Source organism: Clostridioides sp. LIBA-6622, from assembly GCF_056716095.1.
The window spans coordinates 4,128,441-4,150,358 of the sequence record NZ_CP196998.1; the positions used below are offsets into that span (position 1 = coordinate 4,128,441).

General features: G+C 28.6%; 20 protein-coding genes and 4 tRNA genes. 6 read left to right on the forward strand and 18 right to left on the reverse strand.

All coding sequences use genetic code 11. The features are described from left to right. Window positions 1-20: 20 nt before the first annotated feature. Entirely contained in the window at window positions 21-1,409 is a 1,389-nt protein-coding gene (locus ACTG47_RS19275; protein ID WP_479925731.1) for an LVIVD repeat-containing protein, read from the reverse strand. Window positions 1,410-1,679: 270 nt separating this feature from the next. On the opposite strand from ACTG47_RS19275, the gene ACTG47_RS19280 reads away from it, so the two are divergent. Further along, the gene (locus ACTG47_RS19280) at window positions 1,680-2,561 is read left to right on the forward strand and encodes a LysR family transcriptional regulator (RefSeq protein WP_479925732.1); all 882 of its coding nucleotides are present in this window, start codon (window positions 1,680-1,682) and stop codon (window positions 2,559-2,561) included. A gap of 108 nt (window positions 2,562-2,669) precedes the next feature. On the opposite strand, the gene ACTG47_RS19285 is transcribed toward ACTG47_RS19280, so the two are convergent. Beyond that, complete coding sequence (locus tag ACTG47_RS19285; RefSeq protein ID WP_479925733.1) at window positions 2,670-3,563, reverse strand: AraC family transcriptional regulator; 894 nt, start codon at window positions 3,561-3,563, stop codon at window positions 2,670-2,672. 159 nt (window positions 3,564-3,722) lie between these two features. Here ACTG47_RS19285 and dpaL point away from each other — a divergent pair, with 159 nt between their 5' ends. Then, window positions 3,723-4,949, forward strand: a complete 1,227-nt coding sequence (dpaL, locus tag ACTG47_RS19290) for a diaminopropionate ammonia-lyase (RefSeq protein ID WP_479925734.1) — start codon at window positions 3,723-3,725, stop codon at window positions 4,947-4,949. Window positions 4,950-5,015: 66 nt separating this feature from the next. On the opposite strand, the gene rlmH is transcribed toward dpaL, so the two are convergent. From rlmH to ACTG47_RS19310, 4 genes are all read right to left on the reverse strand, one after another. Continuing rightward, window positions 5,016-5,495 carry a 23S rRNA (pseudouridine(1915)-N(3))-methyltransferase RlmH gene (rlmH, locus tag ACTG47_RS19295; protein ID WP_169469294.1) on the reverse strand — a complete coding sequence of 160 codons (480 nt, stop codon included), beginning with the start codon at window positions 5,493-5,495 and terminating at the stop codon, window positions 5,016-5,018. A gap of 67 nt (window positions 5,496-5,562) precedes the next feature. After that, a complete protein-coding gene (locus ACTG47_RS19300; RefSeq protein ID WP_479925735.1) occupies window positions 5,563-7,662 on the reverse strand; it encodes an EAL domain-containing protein in 2,100 nt (699 codons plus the stop codon). 12 nt (window positions 7,663-7,674) lie between these two features. Further along, window positions 7,675-8,472: an MBL fold metallo-hydrolase gene (locus ACTG47_RS19305; protein WP_479925736.1), complete on the reverse strand. Its 798-nt coding sequence runs from the start codon at window positions 8,470-8,472 to the stop codon at window positions 7,675-7,677. 137 nt (window positions 8,473-8,609) lie between these two features. Continuing rightward, window positions 8,610-9,074, reverse strand: coding sequence for a GyrI-like domain-containing protein (locus ACTG47_RS19310; protein WP_479925737.1), 465 nt, complete (start codon window positions 9,072-9,074; stop codon window positions 8,610-8,612). A 345-nt stretch (window positions 9,075-9,419) separates the two neighbouring features. On the opposite strand from ACTG47_RS19310, the gene ACTG47_RS19315 reads away from it, so the two are divergent. After that, entirely contained in the window at window positions 9,420-9,662 is a 243-nt protein-coding gene (locus ACTG47_RS19315) for a MerR family DNA-binding transcriptional regulator (RefSeq protein ID WP_479925738.1), read from the forward strand. Continuing rightward, the gene (locus ACTG47_RS19320; protein WP_479925739.1) at window positions 9,622-9,990 is read left to right on the forward strand and encodes a DUF4872 domain-containing protein; all 369 of its coding nucleotides are present in this window, start codon (window positions 9,622-9,624) and stop codon (window positions 9,988-9,990) included. Before ACTG47_RS19315 ends, ACTG47_RS19320 begins: the two co-directional genes overlap by 41 nt. Before the next feature lie 254 nt (window positions 9,991-10,244). On the opposite strand, the gene ACTG47_RS19325 is transcribed toward ACTG47_RS19320, so the two are convergent. Then, a complete protein-coding gene (locus ACTG47_RS19325; RefSeq protein ID WP_169469302.1) occupies window positions 10,245-11,708 on the reverse strand; it encodes a M1 family metallopeptidase in 1,464 nt (487 codons plus the stop codon). A 124-nt stretch (window positions 11,709-11,832) separates the two neighbouring features. Between ACTG47_RS19325 and ACTG47_RS19330 the strand changes: the two genes are divergently transcribed. After that, complete coding sequence (locus ACTG47_RS19330; RefSeq protein WP_479925740.1) at window positions 11,833-12,891, forward strand: DnaD domain protein; 1,059 nt, start codon at window positions 11,833-11,835, stop codon at window positions 12,889-12,891. A gap of 8 nt (window positions 12,892-12,899) precedes the next feature. Then, a complete protein-coding gene (locus tag ACTG47_RS19335; protein WP_479925741.1) occupies window positions 12,900-13,892 on the forward strand; it encodes an ATP-binding protein in 993 nt (330 codons plus the stop codon). 348 nt (window positions 13,893-14,240) lie between these two features. On the opposite strand, the gene ACTG47_RS19340 is transcribed toward ACTG47_RS19335, so the two are convergent. The 11 genes from ACTG47_RS19340 to ACTG47_RS19390 form a co-directional block, all read right to left on the reverse strand. Continuing rightward, window positions 14,241-14,315 (reverse strand) — tRNA-Thr (locus ACTG47_RS19340). Between the two features lie 32 nt (window positions 14,316-14,347). Beyond that, window positions 14,348-14,423: transfer RNA gene (locus ACTG47_RS19345), tRNA-Val, on the reverse strand. 4 nt (window positions 14,424-14,427) lie between these two features. Continuing rightward, window positions 14,428-14,502 (reverse strand) — tRNA-Glu (locus tag ACTG47_RS19350). Between the two features lie 4 nt (window positions 14,503-14,506). After that, window positions 14,507-14,582 (reverse strand) — tRNA-Lys (locus ACTG47_RS19355). Between the two features lie 325 nt (window positions 14,583-14,907). Beyond that, window positions 14,908-16,197 carry an adenylosuccinate synthase gene (locus ACTG47_RS19360; RefSeq protein ID WP_169469308.1) on the reverse strand — a complete coding sequence of 430 codons (1,290 nt, stop codon included), beginning with the start codon at window positions 16,195-16,197 and terminating at the stop codon, window positions 14,908-14,910. 81 nt (window positions 16,198-16,278) lie between these two features. Then, window positions 16,279-16,587 (reverse strand): hypothetical protein, encoded by a 309-nt coding sequence (locus ACTG47_RS19365; RefSeq protein ID WP_479925742.1) that lies wholly within the window; start codon window positions 16,585-16,587, stop codon window positions 16,279-16,281. A 204-nt stretch (window positions 16,588-16,791) separates the two neighbouring features. Further along, window positions 16,792-18,120, reverse strand: a complete 1,329-nt coding sequence (gene dnaB / locus ACTG47_RS19370; RefSeq protein WP_003420541.1) for a replicative DNA helicase — start codon at window positions 18,118-18,120, stop codon at window positions 16,792-16,794. Window positions 18,121-18,138: 18 nt separating this feature from the next. Further along, window positions 18,139-18,588, reverse strand: coding sequence for a 50S ribosomal protein L9 (rplI, locus tag ACTG47_RS19375; RefSeq protein ID WP_054272076.1), 450 nt, complete (start codon window positions 18,586-18,588; stop codon window positions 18,139-18,141). Further along, the gene (locus tag ACTG47_RS19380) at window positions 18,589-20,583 is read right to left on the reverse strand and encodes a DHH family phosphoesterase (RefSeq protein ID WP_479925743.1); all 1,995 of its coding nucleotides are present in this window, start codon (window positions 20,581-20,583) and stop codon (window positions 18,589-18,591) included. It abuts the gene before it with no gap. Between the two features lie 10 nt (window positions 20,584-20,593). Further along, the gene (locus tag ACTG47_RS19385; protein ID WP_169469314.1) at window positions 20,594-21,550 is read right to left on the reverse strand and encodes a YybS family protein; all 957 of its coding nucleotides are present in this window, start codon (window positions 21,548-21,550) and stop codon (window positions 20,594-20,596) included. 7 nt (window positions 21,551-21,557) lie between these two features. After that, window positions 21,558-21,878 (reverse strand): MazG-like family protein, encoded by a 321-nt coding sequence (locus tag ACTG47_RS19390; RefSeq protein ID WP_003420530.1) that lies wholly within the window; start codon window positions 21,876-21,878, stop codon window positions 21,558-21,560. Window positions 21,879-21,918: the final 40 nt, after the last annotated feature.

The window sequence follows — 21,918 nt, forward strand, 5'->3', positions numbered from 1 at the left end:
CTCTCCCTCTTTAGTATTTACTAATCTTCTTTCATTTTTAATATATAGAACCCATCATCTAGAGCATCTATAATGATGTATCCTCTATCATCAACAATAATGTCTTCTGTTACTGCTAAACGTGGTCCAGGGAATCCTGGAAAATAAGACTCTTCTGGTGTTTTATTTGGATTTGGCGGTATAAAATATGCTAATTCTTTGATATAATATGGGTCTGATACATCGTAAACTCTTAAACCTGCATGGAAATAACAGCAATACACTCTATCTCCTCTTTGCTCTAGCCATGGCTTATTATCCATTGGCTCATGAAGGTTATGTGGTCCAAATGGTCCTGGTTTCCCTAGTCCTGCAACGTTAAAATTAGGATAAGGAAAATCTTTTGGTACTTCAGGATATGGGAATTGAGCAATTAATGTTGGTTTTGTTGGATTACTAACATCAACCATATGTATATTATTCATAGCTTGCACATCTGTAATATTTTCTGGTTCAAAAAACTGAAAACGTTCTCCTTCATTTTGGACAACAACCAAATCCCTTCCTGGTAATGGTAGTGCTGTATGAGTTCTTGCTCCTGCAAGTCTACTAGAAAATGTAGGCATAAATGGTAATTCACCCAAACATCTTGGTCTTGTTAAATCCTCAACATCTAGCACAACTAAACCAGCTCCACCATAACCACAATAAGCCTTTTTATCTCTTGCAAATGGAGGTCCATGAAGCCATCCTTTATCCATAAATTCTGGACAATGAGGTGCACCTGGATTAAATGTTCTATTTGGATACCCATCTGCATATTGGTTTGGTCTCCACCACTTACCTATTTCTACTGGATTAGCTGGGTCTATTATATCTATGATTCTATAAATCATTCCTTCAAATCCAATACAGTCGCTTGATAAATGTACATATCTTCCACCATTATACATAAATCTATGAACACCCATTACATGCTTCAATCCACAATCCCAATATCCTAAAAACTTAGGATTTAGAGGGTCCTCTTTTAAACTATATATTCTAATTCCCGCTTCACACTTAATACTTTCTAATTTAGCCTGGTCAACAAGTGCTCCTGGCCCACTTCCACAGCTCATGGCTACTATCATTAAATCATCTGCTATTTGAATTTTTGGAGTTGTTGTTGTAGGATATTCTTTTGGATCTAACATTTGAAAGTGTTTAATAAATTTTGGATTATAAGGATTTGTAATATCACTAATCATTACTCCATTCTTTTTACTTCCCCCAAAACAACACCCATATAAATAATACTTCTCGTCTCTTTTATAAAGTGCCATTTGAAACATTCCACAAGTTCCATCTAAGTTATTAAATGAACAAACTTCAAGGTTTTTAATATACCCATTATTACCTTTACCTTTTGCATAAAATTTATCTTCCATTTTTTCTCCTTTCTTATTTGAGTTATTATCAATTGATATACTTTCATTTTATGGGATAAACTCAGTCAAATCCAATATCGTTTTTATGGGAATATATAAGTTATTCTTATTAATAAATTTATAAAATTTAATGTAAATACATATTTAAACATATATTTTTATACAAATATTTTCTAATATTATTTAAAAGTAAGTTTCCTTATACTATAATAAGTTTTAATTATATAACTAATGTTTACAAGCAAGATAAGTTTAAAAAGGGGTGATTCTTTGAATACTAAACAATTAGAATATTTTATATCTGTAGCAGAAAATCTAAGTTTTACCAAAACAGCTGAAAAATTTTATATTTCTCAAACTGCTGTTACGCAACAAATTAAAGCCTTAGAAGAACAGATACATGTAACTCTGTTTACAAGAAGTAAACGACATGTTGAACTGACTCCAGCTGGAAAAGTTTTTTTATCTGAAGCACGTACCATAATAAAAAATATTAATGATGCTATTGCAAAAACACAACAATTTGCAAATGGTTTTTCTGGAACCTTAAGCATTGGAATTTTAATCGGATATGAAAAAAACAAACTTCAACAATATTTAAAAGAATTTTCTCATACATACCCTAACATATCTATGGAACTCTGTACTAATGAGATGACTGAGCTTTTAAACTTAGTGAAAAATAATTTTATGGACCTTGCTTTTGTTATTAATCCAGAAAATCAACCATTAAAAGGTTTTGAATATAAAACTGTAGCAAGATATTCCTTAGTCGCCCTTTTACCCCCTGGACATCCACTTTGTAATAAAGAGTGTATCGATTTAATTGAGTTACAACATGAGAAATTTATTTTTGTAAAGGAAACAGGAGATGGATATGGTCAAAAATCTATGATACAAGATAGATATCGTGAGGCAGGATTTGTACCTAATGTGGTACAACGTTCAAATGACCTCAATACTATTGAATCTCTAGTAGCCTCTAATATGGGTGTATCCATATTACCTTCGTTTTGTGCTGTAGGTAATATGATAGAGCATGATATTGCAATTGTACCTATAAAAGAAGTACAAGATAGAATTGAAGTTGTAGTTGTATGGAATAAAAACAATACAAACCCAGCATTAGAAAAATTTATTTCTATAATATAAAATTAGTTAATATTGATTATAAAAATAACATTAGCCATTTTTCCATGGTTAATGCTATTTTTTATTCTTCATTTTTTAAACTTTATTCTATATAAAAATACTATCTTATTAAAAACTTGTTTTTTGTCTTCTATAAATAGATGGTGATACTCCTGTTTTCATTTTAAATTTTTCAATAAAATAACTAGTACTACCAAATCCACACTGATAAGCTATATCTGAAATCGAATCATCAGTTGCAATTAATAAATTTGAACTAGCTACCAAACGGTAATTAATAATATATTCAAAAATAGTGCAATTCATATATTTTTTAAATTCACGACAACAAGTACTTTTCGATAAATTAACTTCTTTTGCTAAATCATTAAGTTCGATTTTCTCCATATAATGGTCACATATATAGCCAATTATATTTTTTATATGCAAACTATTATTTCTAGCATTATTATTAGGAAATGATACAAAATAAGATTTTATTAAAACATTCCATACTTCTATTAATAATATAAATATATGTAATTCAAATCCCATTTCCTTTTTGTTATACTCTTCATAAATTTTAAAAATATTGTTTAGTATAACCGATTTCCATTCAATATCATTTTTCAAAGTACAATAATTAATTCTAGAATTATCTATATAAGGTTGTATATATTTTATATTTATAAGACTTCCTGCAAAGCTAGATATAAAGTCTGAATTAAAAACTACACTTATATAAGAACAATCACTTTCCTTATAATTTTTTGCCTGATGTAATTGCTTTGTATTTATGAATATCCCTTCTCCTTCAGATAAAATTATTGAGTCTCCATCAACATTAAAATTAATATTACCTTCTGTTACAATACAAAATTGCAACTCTTCATGCCAGTGCCAATCAATATACCCCAAAATATTTTCACTTATTTTAGTTTTATATACTGTAATTGGAAATTCAAATGAACCTTGTTGTGTTACTTCTTTTTTATTTTTATTAGTAACAATATTATCCTTCATAAATCTAAGCTCCTTTTACTGATTTTGATTTTTAAAAATTATACATAACTTGATAATATAACGATACTTATTGCTTATATTATTATATATTTTTTATTAATTAGTCAATATAATTATAATTAAGAAATAAATAACAAATAATTTTAGGAGATAAAAACTATGAGAAATATAAAAGATATTAAATATATACAAAATAAAAATGCAAGAAATTTACACAAATCTAAAGTAAGTATAGACTTTATTAACAAAGAACAAATAGAAAAAATTAGAAACTTCCATAGAAGCTTTTCAGAGTATAAAGTAACTCCTCTTCACAGTTTAAGTGAATTAGCTAAGGAATTAGGGGTTAGTAATATCTGGCTAAAAGATGAATCATATAGATTTGGGCTTAATGCCTTTAAAAGTCTTGGTGGGTCATACGCAGTTGGAAAATATATAGCAAAAAAACTAGATATAGATATTTCTAATCTTTCTTTTGAAATGCTAAACAGTAAGGATATAAAAGAAAAGCTTGGAAGTTTAACTTTCGTAACAGCCACTGATGGAAATCATGGAAGAGGAATTGCTTGGTTTGCAAATCAAATTGGACAAAAATCAGTAGTATTTATGCCAAAAGGATCTTCTGAGATAAGATTAAATAATATTAGAAAAGAAGGTGCAGAGGCATCTATAACAGACTTAAATTATGATGATGCAGTAAGATTAGCTACTAAATATGCTGATGAAAATAATGGTGTTATAATACAAGATACTGCTTGGGATGGTTATGAAGAAATTCCAACTTGGATTATGCAGGGATATGTTACTCTTATTGATGAAGCTATAGAGCAAATAAATTCTTTAGATAATGGAATTCCTACTCATGTATTCCTTCAGGCAGGGGTTGGCTCTTTTGCTGGAACTGTACAAGGATATCTAGAATATTTATTTGGCAATAATAGACCAATAACTACTATAGTTGAACCAAATGAAGCAGCATGTATATTTAAATCAGCAGAAATAAATGACCAAAAACCACATGCTATTACAGGTTTTATGGAAACTATAATGGCAGGACTTAATTGTGGAGAACCAAATACTATAGGTTGGAATATTTTAAGAGATTATTCTGATATGTATATTTCTTGCCCTGACTATGTATCTGCAAGAGCAATGAGAATACTTGCTAATCCACTAAAAGGAGACCCTAAAGTCGTATCTGGAGAATCTGGTGCAGTAGGTTTAGGAATTTTAAGTTTAATTTTAGAGGAAGATGGATTAAAAGAAATAGCTGATAAGCTAAATATAAATGAAGATTCAAAAATACTTGTTATAAGTACAGAGGGTGATACTGATACTGAAAATTATAAAAGAATAGTGTGGGATGGCACTTATACGTCAATTTAATAAAGTAAGGTAGATTAGGTATTTATTACCTTATCTACCTTTATTTTATTTATTATGTTATATCACTTACTTATGATATGGTTCTCCATTATTTATCCTATACGCCCTATAAATCTGCTCCAACAATATCAACCTCATCATCTGATGAGGAAAAGTCATCCTAGAAAAAGATAACCTATAATCAGCTCTTCCTAAGACTTCATCAGATAGTCCTAGAGAACCTCCGATTATAAAACAGATACTACTATTACCTCTAACTGCTAAATCACTCATAGTCTTAGCAAGCTCCTCAGAAGACAAATTCTTTCCATCAATGGCTAAAGCTATAACATAACTATTGTGCTTTATCTTGCCTAAAATTTTCTTACCTTCTTTATCTTTTATAATTTCCATTTCCTTAGCACTCAAATTTTCTGGAGCTTTCTCATCGTCCAATTCTATAATTTCCAACTTACAGTACTTAGAAAGTCTTTTTTTAAACTCATCAATACCTAATTTTAAATATTTCTCTTTAATTTTACCTACCACAACTATACTTATATTCATATGTTTCTCCTAAACTTAATTTTGCTACAAATTTATATCCTAATATAATCTATAAACTCTTATAAAATTATCTCACTCTTTCTTGATTTGCATACTCTATAAACTCTTCAAAAGGTACAGCTTTACTATAATAATATCCTTGATATATCTCACATCCTAAACCATATAGCTTATCCCTTTGGCTCAAATTTTCAACATACTCAACAACTATGTCAAAATCCAAATTCTTTGAAAGATTTACAATAGACATTATAATTTCACTACTTCTTTTATTTGTAAGTATCTCTTTAACTAACGAACCATCTAATTTAACTATATCAAAATTATTATTTTGAAGATATATGAGAGAACTATGACCCATTCCAAAATCATCCATAATTAGCTTTATTCCCAAGTTATGTATCGCATTGATACGTTCAATAATTATTTGTGAACCTGATAATGCAACCTGCTCTGTAATTTCTATACCTAGCATACTAGGATTTATATCATTACTATTAATAATATTTTTTATTTGCTCTGGCAACTTAGAGTCATCAAGTTGGTCTGGAGATATATTTACAGAGAATTTAACAGGATTTCTCAATAACTTTTCACTCTTTTTTAAATCAATACATGCTTTATTAATAATATACTCTCCAAGTTCATCTAAGAATCCTTCTTCTTTAGCCAAGATTATAACTAATGGTGGATAAATAAATCCTCCTATTGAATGTTTCCATCTAAGTAATCCTTCTGCACCCACAACACTTCCATTATAATTGACTTGAGGTTGATAAAAAAGTTCTATCTCTCCTCTTTTCATAGCAAACTTTAAATCTGAAGCTAACATTTTTGAAATTGACCCTATTTTGCCACTATAATTTAAAAGATTTGGTTGTTCACCTGTTAATTCATATCTTTTTACTAAATTTGTTAAGTTTTCTATATTATTTTTAAACATATATGTATATCTATTTTGTGACATCTTTATAAATGGTATATAAATCATAATTCCAATACATAAGTTAAACAATTGTAACATACTACCTCTTATCGAACCTGTAGCCATATATCCACTTAAAAATATAGGGGATGTCCATTCTACAGGAGAAATTGTACATGGAACAAATCCTATAGACATAGCTATATAACTTGTAATAGTTAAAATTATTGGAGTAATTACAAAAGGCACAAACATGATATGGTTAAAAACAATTGGTATCCCAAAAACCAACATCTCATTTATATTAAAAAGAGCTGGTATGGAAGCAATTTTTGCTAGTTTTCTCACATTTATACGTTTTTCACTAAGAAAAATCGCAATTACTAGACATAGTAAAGAGCCACATCCACCCAATAAGACCATTGTATCAAAAAAAGTCTTAGTAAAAATTTCTGTTGGCAATTGATTATTATTAACTAAATTGATATTAATTGCCATACTATTTTCAAATAAATTTTTCGCAACTGTATCTAGCACATTGCTCCCATGAATTCCAAAAAACCACATAAAATGCATTAAGAAAATAAATAGTAAAGCACTCATGAGATTTCTTCCCATTTTACTAAACACATTTGAAAATAAATTATAAAATATATCTTGAAAGTTTGAACTGCCAATTAAACTTATCATTATTACTCTAAAAATAGAAAATAAAAATACTACAATTACAAATGGAATTATAGCTGATACTACCATATTAAAGTCTGCGTCTGCTCCCTCTGTATGGAACTTTACACTTGTGATAAAAGATTCTGTAAGTTTTACAAACAATACAGAAGATGTCATAGCTACAATAATAGCTGTAAATAACCACTTGGTCTTAAATACCTCTATATAATTAGGTTCATTTCCACTTGAAAATACTAAAAAAGAACACATTGCAACTATAGGAACAAGTACTGTATACTTGCTCCCATATATTTTCCCATAACTATAACTTATTGTTAATAGTATTATTAATGAAATAATTCCTAAAGTAGAGTCATTTATAAAGTTAAGAATATTTGTAATTTCTCCATTAAACAAATTTGATAAACATTCTTGATACTCTCTTATTGGAAGGTTCAAAATAACAAGTGCAGTTGAACCAGTCATAATAGCAGGTATCGCTAAAATCATTCCTTGCTTTATAGAATATAAAATTTTATTATCTTCAACATTTTCGAAATTTCTTTTTAGCAAAGTTATTCACCTCTACTTCATTTCATAAACATTAGAAACATCATTTCGTGATAGTACATCTAGTTTTACATCCTGCCCAACTACTATATCATTTGATGCTAATATTCCTTTTGAAGTTTCATATGCCAATTCTGGAAAATTATTTTCTTTACTTAAGTGTGCTAATAATATAGATTCTGTCCCTTCATTAATCAGCTCAACACAGAAGTTAGCAGCATCTTCATTAGATAAATGCCCAGTGTTTGACATTACTCTTTTCTTTAAAGTATATGTATATGAACCCATCATAAGCATATTAGGGTCATAATTTGATTCTAATACTACCAATTTAGATTTATATAGATGTTTTTTTATATTTTGAGTTATACACCCTATATCAGTAGCTATAGACATCTTTTCATCACTCTCTGTATAGAAATTATATCCAACTGGGTCAGACGCATCATGTTCTATTGAAAAAGGTCTCACTATAATATCTCCCAATGAATAAGTTTTATCATTTTCAAAAACTTTCATATTTTTATCTTTGATATCTCCTAACTTATCCTTCATAGAACACCACGTCTTTATATTAGCAAATATTGGTATATCAAACTTTCTTGATAATATACCTGCTCCTTTTATGTGGTCAACATGCTCATGTGTTATAAATATTCCTTTTAATTTATCTGCATCTACATCAATGTCTTTAAGACCTGTAGTTATTCTCTTTCCACTTAATCCTGCATCTACTAGTATATTAGTATTTCTATACCCTATATAATGGCAATTTCCACTACTGCCACTTCCAACTGAACAATACTTTAGCATTCCTTCACCTCTTTTTCTGCCTTATAAATTATATTATACCAAAAAAACAGGAGTTGTCTCGAAATTGATTTTTTCCAATCAAATTTTAAGTTCAACTCCTGTTTTGAATTTTCATGTATTATTTTTAATACCTCATATTAACGAATAGGCAACATCATCTTTGTTAATAGTTCCTTTGTCGGACGATTTGGTGTATTTAAGTACTGATAATAAATTTCTCCAAGCATTTCATATGGGCTATTCTGTACCCATGCAAATAATTCTTCTAATGTGGAGTCTTGCAAAAGATAATCACCTTGGTCAATTGCAGTAACTACCTTTTGTGAAGGAATTTCTATGCCTCTAATATCATCTGCACCTTTCATCTTAGTTGCAGTAGGAAATCCTATCTCAATATCCAATTTTTCTAAGTCCATATTGTAAAAACAGACAATAGGTCCTCCTGCTACGAAAGTATTTTTACTTTTTATATATTCCATGATTTTATCATATCCTTGAGCAGAAAACTCTTGAAATTCATTCATGAAGTTAATTGTTTTCCTTATTACTAAAGCATAATATGCACTCTGTTTAACTATAGTAATATCTGTTATTCTTGACATTTCATTTCCTCCAATAAGTTTATTTTATTTATAGTTAACATGATATCATCTAGTATAGATTGTGGCTTGTCCTACAATGCTCTTTTTAAAAGCCAAATTGATGTTATTATTAAATGGTACAAACATATTTACTATACATAATGTTTTCAAGATACAAACCATAAAGAAAATTACTTTAAAAAGATATTATATTTGCTATGAACATTAACACTATACTCCCTACTTGCATTATGCAAATATATATATAGATAAATAGCTCATTGTATAGTCAGATTTAATACTTTATAATTTTCTTGACATTCCAGTGTAGAGGATAGTTTAAAATTAAAATCAAAGGAGGTAATTATGTACAAAACAAGTCAGTTTTCTAAAATATCTGGTTTGACTGTAAAAGCTCTACGCTATTATGACAAAGAAGGTATTTTAGAACCATCATTTAAAGATGAAACAACAAGAAGATTTTGGATAAGTGATAGAGATAATCACGATTACCCTATACGAGTTCCCTCTGGGCAAATAGCTCAAGATTATCATATGGTTAGTTATAATGAAATTTTCAAAAGAAATACTAAAGTGGAAGCAATTTAGCTCAGATAAACTACGCTTGGCTGGAATAACAAACTATTTTCAAATCAGTAAAGATGGTGGAACTGGTGGTGGAATTTTCCGCAAGATGTATGGCGAATTTTTAATTGAATCTGCTCCAATAATAAATGATGAGAGACTAGTTGTGATAGGAGAGAAGTTTATTGATGTTTCTGAACATTGGAACGAAATAGCTAATGATATGTGGGAATTATCTCAAACAGCTAATGTTGAACTTTTGAAAAGAATATCTAATTCAATCTCAGAAATTTATGAAGATGAAAAAGATTTGTATTTATCATTAAAAACTACTCTCCATAAACATATTTGAGAATAGTACAAGTCCTATAAACTCTGCTAAATAAAAAACTATCGTTGTAGCTATAAGGCAAATATGCATCCAAATAAAGTATAATGACATAATATTTATTTTGAAATAACAATTAAACATGATGCTTTTCTTTTTTAAAAACAATTATCCTGTAGATTAGAGGTTCTTAAGAACCTCCATTTCTATTTTCTCGTTCTTTACATAAAAAAGGAAATGCTCCAAATTCCTATTTTGAAACATCTCCTATACAAAATCTACTTGTATTCACTTATAATCTTATTTATATCTACCCCTTTATTGCTCCATATCTCTACAAAAGCTCTTCCATTTGCATTCTTATGCTTATATTTATTATAGTATTCATTTAAAGTCTCAAAGAATACTTTATCACCAACTTCTTTTCTCACTTCATTAAAAGCTATTGCTCCTTTTGTATAAACATTCAAACTATATTCAGTAGAATTTTTATACTCATTTGCTGGCTTAAATATATTCTCACTCAAATAACTCTTTGTCTGTATCTCCATCGTCTTTAGGAGCTTATTTGCCATTTCTTTACCATATTTTTGTTCAAAATACACTATTGTAGAATATTCAGTAAGTGCTTCATCTAACCAAGGCTCACTTATTTCATCATTTCCAACAGCAGAATACCACCATTGATGTGCTGTTTCATGTGCAATAACATATTCAAGTAGAAATTCATTTTTCTCATTATATAAACTTTGGTCTATCATAACGAGCATAGGATATTCCATACCACCTATAAAAAAGTCACTTGCTACAACAGAGTATTCTTTGTATGGATATTTACCAAATAACTCACTAAATATATCTATTGAATCTTTTGCCACTTCAGTTGCTTTTTTAGAAAGTTTTTTATTTAAATTGTATGTATTAATTGCTATCCCTTTTGAATCCACTTTACTTACATCAAATTTGCTACTTAATATAAATGCAAAATCTCTAACACTTTCAGCTTCTATTTCATATAGCATCTTTTTATTATCATGTTTGTCGTTAATAAGTTTTCCTGTATGGGCAATTTTATACTTATTTGGAATCAATAGTTTCACATGAAAATCGCTAGTCTCGCTATAAAATGGGTCACCAATTGTTTCGTAACTCTTTAAGTTCCATCCTCTTTCATCATTAACACAAGCTATAGGAAACCAATTAGTAACATTTATAGTATTTTCTCCATATCCAAATCTTCCAACTGAATTTGGTATCTTTACATTATATTTTATGTCCAATGATATTCTTTCATCTGGTTTTAATTCTTTTCCCAATTCTATTTCCAATATATCATTTTTATCCCCTTTAATCTTATACTCCATTTTACTATTCTTGTTTAAGACATTCTTTATATCTATGTATCCCTCATTGAATCCATTAGGATAAGCTCTTGTCATTTCCTCTTTTTCAAAAGGAGCAAAATCTTTCTTGGAAAAAGCATTTGGATATATATGAAAATATATTTTATCCATATTTGATTTTGTATTATTTATGTACTCAATATTCTGATTGCACATTAGCCTCTTAGTTTCATCATCAAATATAACATCCATATTATATTGATTTATCTTTGAATTAGTTTTTTCTTTGTATGTTTCTAAACTGTCATCCTTTTCTATAAAGCAACCTATTATTAATACCATAAATAGAATTGCTACTGATAATGTTCTTCTTACTTTTTGGTTGAATTTTATAACCAAAATATCTCCTCCCTTTCAAAATGAATCTTGCTAGAAAATATTTACATGCTAATCTTGTGACCTTTTATTTGTTTACAGACAAATATAATATAAAAAATGATATAATTTAATCTGAGGTGATAAAATGTTTTTCAAAGAAAGCAATGAAATAGATTTAGGTGAAATCACTATTCCCAATATCTTTATAGATATATTTATGCCAATGGCGGACGGGTTATACGTAAAAGTTTATCTTTTGGGCTATAGACAAGCATGTGATATTACTTCTAATCCTAAGTTTGACAACAATTCAATAGCCAAAAACCTAAATATACCTTTGTCTGATGTATTATCGGCTTGGAAATTTTGGGAGGAAAAGAAGATTATAAAAATACATGACAATGGAGAACATGATAATTTTAATTATTCAATAGAATTTTTAGATTTAAAAAATTTCTATATTGAGAATATATTAGGTAATAATTCATCTATAAAATCTAATACAGACCAAGTTGTATCTACTTCTGAAAATCCAAGTATTAGAAAAATGTTCAATTCCATAAATAAAATAGTTGGTCGTTATCTCGACCCAAGCGAAAAGATAAGTATCATGGATATAATGAATAAATACAATATGAGCACTGATATGATACTTTGTGCTTATGAATACGTCAAAGATAAAACTGGTACATCAAAACCAGTTAAATACATTGAGGGTATTATCAGGAATTGGTATGATTCAAATTTATATACTCCAAAGGATGTTGAAGATAGCTTTTTAGTTAGAAGCGAAAGATATATTTTATATAAAACCATTTTCAATGAATTAGGATTTTCAAGACAACCATCAAAGTCAGAAAAAGAACTTATGGACACTTGGTTTGATAAGTTTGATATGGATATAGACTTAATAATAAATGCTTGTTCTAAATCTAAAAATATTTCAAACCCAAGTATATCTTATATAAATGGTATCATTAAAAATTGGAATGAAAAAAATATAAAAAATTTAAATGATTTAAAGCAAAAAGAGGAAGAACGTATAGTTAAGGAGAATATTAATAAGAAGCAGATTAATACTACTCAAAACAACAATACTTACAAGAAAACTAAGTTTCATAATTTCAACGAAACATTCACTCAGTATACCTCTGATGAACTCGATGAGATTATTAAAAAAAGTCAAAAAGAAAAGTTTAAGTAGGTGATTAAATGAATGAAGATAAAATAAGAAAAATACTTGCTAAATACGATAAGAGAAAAGATAATAACGAACTCTTATTAGAAAACAGAAAAAATGAGGTATATAATAGAATTCCCGAAATAAAATCTATAGAGGATGAAATTTCTAAAATAGGTCTTAGTTTAGCTAAAATAGTACTTTTAAATCCTAAATCTAAAGATGAGATTGTAAATAAATCTAAAGAGACTATCGAATCTTTAAAAGTAATGAAAGAGGAGCTTTTCATTAAGAATAATATACCTCTTGATTACCTAGAAATGAAGTTTCAATGTACTTATTGCAAAGACAAAGGTTTTTTACCTAATGGGGAAAAATGTTCTTGCCTTAAACAAGAAATTGTAAATGAAGCTTATAAAATGTCTAATTTAGATAGGATTTTAAGTCAGGAAAATTTTTCGAATTTTAACTTGAATATATTTTCTCCTAATAAAGGCTCTAACGGAGAAATATCTCCTAGAGAAAATATGCTAAATAATTTAAGTATCTGCGAAAATTTTGTTCATGATTTCAAGAAAGATAATGATGAAAATCTATTGTTTTATGGTTCTACTGGACTTGGAAAAACATATATGTGTAATTGTATCGCAAAGGAATTATTGGACAAAGGAAATGTTGTAATCTATCAGACTTCTTTTAGAATCTTAGATATTCTTGAAGACTATAAATTTAGAAGAGACGCAAATAATCAGATAAGTGAAGATAATTATAAAAACTTGTTTGATTGTGATTTATTAATAATAGATGACCTTGGTACTGAACTCAATAACTCTTTTACTAGTGGAGAAATTTTCAACATTGTCAACACAAGACTCGTTACTGGTAAAAAAATTATTATCTCAACCAACTTAACACCATCCCAAATAGGAAACACTTATACTCAAAGAACTCTTTCTAGAATTTTAGACAAGTTTAGGATTTTAGAATTTACTGGTGATGATTTGAGATGGGAAAGATTTAAATAAAATAGCCCTTAAAAAACATTTTTTTATTTTTAAATAGAGAGGTAAGAACAACCTTGCTTCTCTGTTTAAAACTTATACTAGAGAAACTAATCTCTTTACCATAATTACACTTCTAAAGTATTTTTAATACATCTAATTCTTTATATTACTTGTAATTTATCGATATTTTAAACTCAGCATATTATATAATATTATTTTAAAAAAATTCTAAATTTTAATCTTAAAATTATATCATCAAAAATAACTTAATATTTTATTGTAATTAAATTTAATTTTTCAATCAAAAAAAGATACTTAAAAGTATCCTGTAACATAGAAAATTATATTGATTTGAATTTGTGTACTTTGTGGAGCTGGTGATAGGAATCGAACCTACAACCTGCTGATTACAAGTCAGCTGCTCTACCGTTGAGCCACACCAGCATATAATCTAGTATTTATCTCTCATAAAAAAATGGTGGGACTAACAGGGCTCGAACCTGTGACCCCCTGCTTGTAAGGCAGGTGCTCTCCCAGCTGAGCTATAGTCCCATACTGGTGACTCGTAGGGGAATTGAACCCCTGTTACCGCCGTGAAAGGGCGGTGTCTTAACCTCTTGACCAACGAGCCATTTTGGTGATCTATCCGCGACTCGAACGCGGGACACCCTGATTAAAAGTCAGGTGCTCTACCGACTGAGCTAATAGACCACATTTTTTCGACTTTTTTCGTCGTTTCTTTCACTCACAAGTTATATTATAACTGCTGTACAATTTTTAGTCAATAGTTTTTTTATTTTTTTTAGCATATATTTAAAATACTCTTAAACTACTTATTTTCAACAAGTATTTTAAATAAAATATGTAATTAGAATACAGAAATTCAGCTTTAATTACACATAGAATATACATAAATAATCTTAACTGAATAAAATTTAATATAAATCTAACGCAAAAGAGTATCTCTGATAACTATAATCATTATCTTAAGATACTCTTTCCTTATTATTCACAATTTAAATTATTTAATAAAATATTAAGCAAATATATTTTTTCTTATTATCGTTTGAGCTCTATTAGGCCCAACAGAAACCATGTCTACACTTACTCCGACCAACTCTTCTATTTTAGCTATATATTTCTTTGCATTTTCTGGAAGATTATCAAAATTATCTACTTGAGTTATATCTTCATTCCATCCATCTAATTCTTCATATATAGGTTCGCATTTTGCTAGGTCATCTAATGATGCTGGAAAATCTGTTATTATTTTATCACCCATTTTATAAGATGTGCAAACTTTTATCTTATCAAATCCAGTTAAAACATCTAATAACATAAAGGATATACTAGTTAAACCATTAACTCTAGCCGCATACTTAACTATAACTGCATCAAACCATCCACATCTTCTTGGTCTACCAGTAGTTACTCCAAATTCATGACCTTGTTCTCTTATTTTGTCACCAGTTTCATTTATTTGTTCTGTAACAAATGGACCCTCTCCAACTCTTGTAGTATATGCTTTTACTATACCTACAACGTCTTTTATCATATTTGGCCCTATACCTGCACCAATTGCAAATCCACCAGATGTTGGATGAGAAGATGTAACAAATGGATATGTTCCTAAGTCTAAATCTAATAAAGTACCTTGTGCTCCTTCAAATAATACTTTTTTGCCTTCTCTTACTGCATCATATACAATAACTGATGTATCTGCCACGTATTTTCTTATTTGTTCTGCATATCCAATATATTCATTATATATAGTTTCAAAATCAAATAATTCTTCTTTTCCATATATATTCTTAACTATTTCATTTTTAGCATCTATCTGAGCTTTTAATTTTATGGCAAATTTATCTTTATCCATTAAATCACATATTCTTATTCCAGATCTCTCTGTTTTATCCATATAACAAGGTCCAATACCTTTTTTTGTTGTACCTATCTTCAAGTCGCCTCTGGCTTCTTCTGACAATGCATCTAGCTCTTTATGATATGGGAATATGACATGGGCTCTATCACTTATTTTTATATTTTCTGTACTTATATTATCCGCTTTAAACATTTCCAATTCTTCTAAAAATCCTTTAGGGTCAAATACTATACCATTTCCTATTATATTCACTGTTTTTGGATTTAATACTCCAGATGGAATTAAATGTAATGCATACTTCTTACCTTCTACAACTAATGTGTGTCCTGCATTATTTCCACCTTGTCCTCTTACTACTACATCTGCTTGAGTAGCAAGATAATCTATAACTTTACCTTTACCCTCATCTCCCCATTGAGAACCAACAATTGCAACTGTTTTCATGTAATTCACCTCTATATTTTATATACTCTCGAACGCTTCACTTATTTATTCTATCAAATATTCGTATTTTTTTCAACTTTTTTAGCATTCTCCAATATTTAACAGATATTTTTCTATTTTTGGAAATTCATCTTTCTCTATGATTTCCTTTTCATATTTTATAACTTTTTCCATAAATTTATCCACATCTAAAAGTTTTTCTAATCTACATATGTTAATTATATTTCCAAAGTTTGTGTTAGTCATATTTATATAATATTGACTATCCACGATACTAGCATAAACCACAATTGATTCTTTTAAATCATTATCAATTACTCTAAATAAGTTTATTTCATCAAGTACTTTAATTATATTGGGATATATACACTTTAAGCTTATGTTTTCCATATTATTCCTCCTAATAATTAACATTTATACACAGATAAAGCAAGCCAAAAGCTTGCTTTATCTACTTATTCACACTTATCAACAGGCTATCTGTGGATACTGTGGATAATTTTTTAGCTATATTTCAATGTTTAGACATATTTAGTGACATGTATCCACATTTTTCCTGTAGAAAGAAAGAATGTTCTGTGGATATTCGGTAGATTATAGGTCTCTTAACTTATCCCCAAATCGTTGAACTTCACCAAGCCAAACTAGTTCTACAGAACCAGTTTCACCATGTCTGTTTTTTGCTATTATTACTTCTCCTATATTTTTACTCTCAGAATCAGCATGATAATATTCATCCCTATATAAAAACATGACTATATCCGCATCCTGCTCTATTGCTCCAGACTCTCTTAAGTCAGATAACATAGGTCTATGGTCTGCTCTTTGCTCTGGTGCACGTGATAACTGAGATAATGCCACAACAGGACAGTTCAATTCTTTTGCTAATATCTTTAGTGACCTTGATATTTTAGATATCTCTTGTTGCCTACTTTCATTATTACCTTCACCTTCCATAAGTTGAAGATAATCAATAAGCACTAAATCCAGACCTTTTTCTATTTTTAACTTTCTACACTTTGACCTTAATTCTGATATTTTTATACCAGGAGTATCATCTATGTGTATTTTGGCATCTGATAATACTGCCATAGCATCTATAATTCTAGGCCAGTCATTATCATTAAGTGTCCCAGTCTTTATCTTTTTTAATTCTACACTGGACTGTGAAGATAACATACGTTGCACTAATTGTTCTTTAGACATCTCTAGACTAAACACAGCTACAGAAGCATCACCTTTTAAGGCTGCATTTTGTACCAGGTTTAAAGAAAAAGCAGTTTTACCCATTGCTGGTCTAGCTGCAATTAATATTAAATCAGTCCTTTGAAGACCATTTATTTTCTTATTTAAATCTTTAAAACCAGTAGTTATACCAGTTACATCACTCTTATTAGTGTATAGTTTTTCTATCATATCATAGGCATCCATCAAAACTAAGTTTATAGATTTAAAATCATCACTAGTTTTCTCCTGTGATATATCAAATATGCTCTTTTCAGCTTGTTCTAAAACATCTTCAATTTTAGTTGCTCCACTATACCCTAAATTTATTATTTCATTAGAAGCTTTTATAAGCTTTCTAAGCACAGACTTCTCTTTTACTATGTCAGCATAGTATTTTACATTTGAAGTCGTAGGTACTATAGTAGAAAGACTTGTAATATAACTGATTCCTCCAATATCATTAAGATGCCCTTGTTTTCTTAGTTCTTCTGTCAGTGTTATCAAGTCTATAGGCTCACCTTTATTACTTAAAGTTATCATACATTCATATATTATTTTGTGAGCCTCTTTATAGAAATCATCAGGCTTTATAGTTTCTGTAACTGTTATTATAGCATCTTTATCTAGAAGTATAGAGCCCAATATTGATTGTTCTGATTCTACACTATGAGGAGGAATTCTCGTCATATCTTCCATCTTTATCACCTCTAGTTATTACTGTTTTTCTTTTACATCTACTCTTATTTTAGTAGTTACTTTTTGATGTATTTTTATTTCTACAAATGTTGAACCTAAAGTTCTTATTGGTTCATCTAATAATATTTTTCTTTTATCTACATCTATATCTTTTTGTTTCTTTAATTGCTCAGCAATCTCTTTAGCAGTTATTGAACCAAAAAGTCTTCCACCTTCTCCTGCTTTTGAATATATTTCTATATTGATTTCTTCCATTTGTTTCCCTAATAAAACAGCTTCTTCATATTCTTTTTTCGCTTTTATCTCTTTAGACTTATTCTTTTCATTTAACTCTTTTATTGCTACATTATCTGCTTGTACAGCCATCTTTTTAGGAAATAAGAAATTTCTTGCATAGCCATCACTTACTTCTTTCATTTCCCCTTTTTTACCAGTTCCTTTTACGTCTTTTAATAATATAACTTTCATCTATTCTTCCTCCTCTAAATACTCCTCTATTATTTTATTTACCATCTTATAAGCTTCTTTTAGAGAAACATCCTTTAACTGTGCTCCAGCTATATCTATATGCCCCCCGCCTCCTAATTTCTCCATAAGTACATGTACATTTATTTGTCCTAAAGACCTTGCACTTATAAATATAGTATCATCTTTCTCACCTAATACAAAGGAAGCTTCTACTTCTTTTATGTTTAATAATTCATCAGCAGTTTGAGCTATTATAACATTTATACTATCTATTTCTGTACTTGAATAAGCTAAACATATTCTATTATTAATTATTTTAGTACTTTGAATTATTTCAGCTTTTATTATGAAATCTTTTACATCGGAATTGAAGAATTTTTTGACTTCAATAGTGTCTGCTCCAACTTTTCTAAGATAAGAAGCAGCTTCAAAGGTCCTAACACCTGTTTTAAATGCAAAGTTTTTAGTGTCTAAACTTATTCCTGCTAAAAGTCCTTCAGCTGTGAGTTTATTTATTGTTACATCTTCATCCATATACTGAACTAATTCTGTAACCATTTCACATGTTGAAGATACATATATCTCATGGAATAAAAGTACTGCATCATTTATGAACTCTACACCTCTTCTATGATGGTCTATTACAACTATCTTCTCTGATAACTTTAATAGCTCTTCACATTCCGTATAATTAGGTCTATGAGTATCAACTACTACAACTAATGTGTTTTTAGTACAGTTGTCAATAGCATCTTCCTTCCCAATGAACAGTTTTTTATAATAATTATTCTCATTTATTTTATTTATAAATATTTCTATAGATTCATTTACAGATTGTAAAACTATGTTTGCTGTTTTGTTACAGGATTTACATATATCATAAACTCCAACTGCGGCTCCCATAGCGTCCATATCTGGATATTTATGTCCCATTATATAAACTTGGTCACTTTGCTGTATAACCTCTCTTAAAGCATGACCTATCAATCTGGACTTTACTTTGGTCTTCTTTTCTACAGCTTTAGATTTTCCTCCATAAAATACAAATTTATCTTTTGTTTTTACAACAGCTTGGTCACCACCTCTACCAAGTGCTAAATCAAGTGCACCTGTAGCGAGTTTTAGGTTCTCATTTAATGTATCTCCATCTATACCAATTCCTATACTTATAGTAACAGGAAGATTATTTCCATAATCAATATGTCTTATTGTATCTAAAATAGAAAACTTCTCAGTTTCTAATTTTTTTAACTCTTTTTTATGCATTACCAAGAAGAATTTATCTTTTGAAGTTCTTCTTAATGCACCATTTGAGTTTAATTCTAAAGCAGAAAGTATTTTTTCTACTTCAACGTTAATTAAAGCTCTCTTGTCTTCTGCTGCACTTTTTAATACTTCATCATATCCATCTACTTGAATTAGCATCATTGCATTTTTTTCATCATCATAATCTTGTTTTACTTTTAAATATTCTGTCTTGTCTATCCAGTATAATATCATCAAATATTTAGGATTCTTTTCTTGATCATTTTTTATAACATTATAAATTATTGTATATTCTTTTTCTTTGTAGTTTATTTCTGTGTACATCTCTTTATTTTCATTTAATACTTTTCTTAAATTAAGATTTTTAACTATCTCTTCTATATTTTTATCAAGTAAATCTTTTTGATCAATCATATCATAAAACTTCCCATTATACCACGATATATTTCCATCAAATTCTAAGATACACAGTGGTATTGGAAGATTTATTATGGCTTTCTTGGTTGTTTCATCTATGTCTAAAGATAAGTTTTGAATATACTCTGTCCATTCATGACGTCTAATATTAGTTGTTCTCCAATTGTGAAAAACCATATATACAAAAATACAGAAAAATAAACACCCTACATACAAGTTGTAATAAAGCAAAATTATACTAGAAATACCAATAACAATTATATATAAATTTATTTCTGGCATATTTAATTTAAAGGTTTGTTTATTACCCATTTCTATCCTCCTAAGTGGATTTATAACTTCTCACCTTTCTAAAGTCAATTATACTATCTACCATACCAACAAAAGATATTCCCATAAATCCAAATAAACATAAAATTATCCCTGAAAGAAACATAATTTTATTTGGTCCTTGTCTTATCCATTTCTTTAAAAAATAAATACAAACTGCTATACCTTGAATTACAAACATTAAATTAAAAACTAGCTGTAAATTAGTCATTATTAATTCTGTATATAGTTTTGAACCAATAATTTGAATAAATAAGACTAACAAATAAAGTAAGAAAGTTGTGAGTATAGCATTTCCTGGTAAATAAAAATCTGCAAATTTAGGAAATCTTATATTCATCTTTGTAATTCTTTTTATAAAAAATACACTTAAATAATACGTTACAAATGCCGATAATAGCCCTTGTAAAAATAGCATCATTGGTAACATGTTTGTAAAATAGCTTACAATTTCATCTGGCTTCATTTTATCAAATATTTTAAGCTCAGTTGCCGAAAAACTATTTTTTTGAATATTTACAATTTCTGCTATCATCTTAGAAACTTCATCTAACATATTTACATTTAAAAATGTCTTTAATACAAAGAAATATACAAGCATTGAAAGTACAAATATTATTGTTCCACCATATATTGGTTCAAATTTATTACTATCTTCTTGTTCAAAACTTCTCTTTAACATCTTTCCTATTGCTATACCTGGTAAAGAATACATTATACATATATTTAATGCATAAGAAATGTCTGCAAATAGCACTAGTACGCAAAATGTAATCAAAATAGATATAAGAGAATACTTTTTATCAGTAATGGCACCTATAATTACATATGGAACAGCTGCTAATATACTAAACATTCCTAGCATTGGAATATAGGCTATTACTAAAGCGATTATTACAGCTAAAACTATTATAGACATTGCTTTAGATAGTCTAATTTTATTATTCAATTTAATATCACTCCCTATTATCCATATGTTTTTTTAAATTAGATAAATCTCCATACCATCTTTCAACACTATGGTCTTCATCTATACCAATTTTTATTTTTTCTTTGACTTTATAATCCACATCTCTAAAACTAATCCCTAATCTCTTTGCTAAGAGATATGTTATCATTATTATATTTGCTAGAGTATCTTGAATTGCTTCATCTAAAGGTTTTACCCCTTTAAATAATAAGTTAAACAAATCACTTACACTCATTAATATTTCTGTTTTCATCCATTCTATTATCTTTATGTTTCTCGTTATCTCAGAACCTTTATCTATTTTCACGTTTACAACCCTCCTTAATATATAATATTATATCATAAAT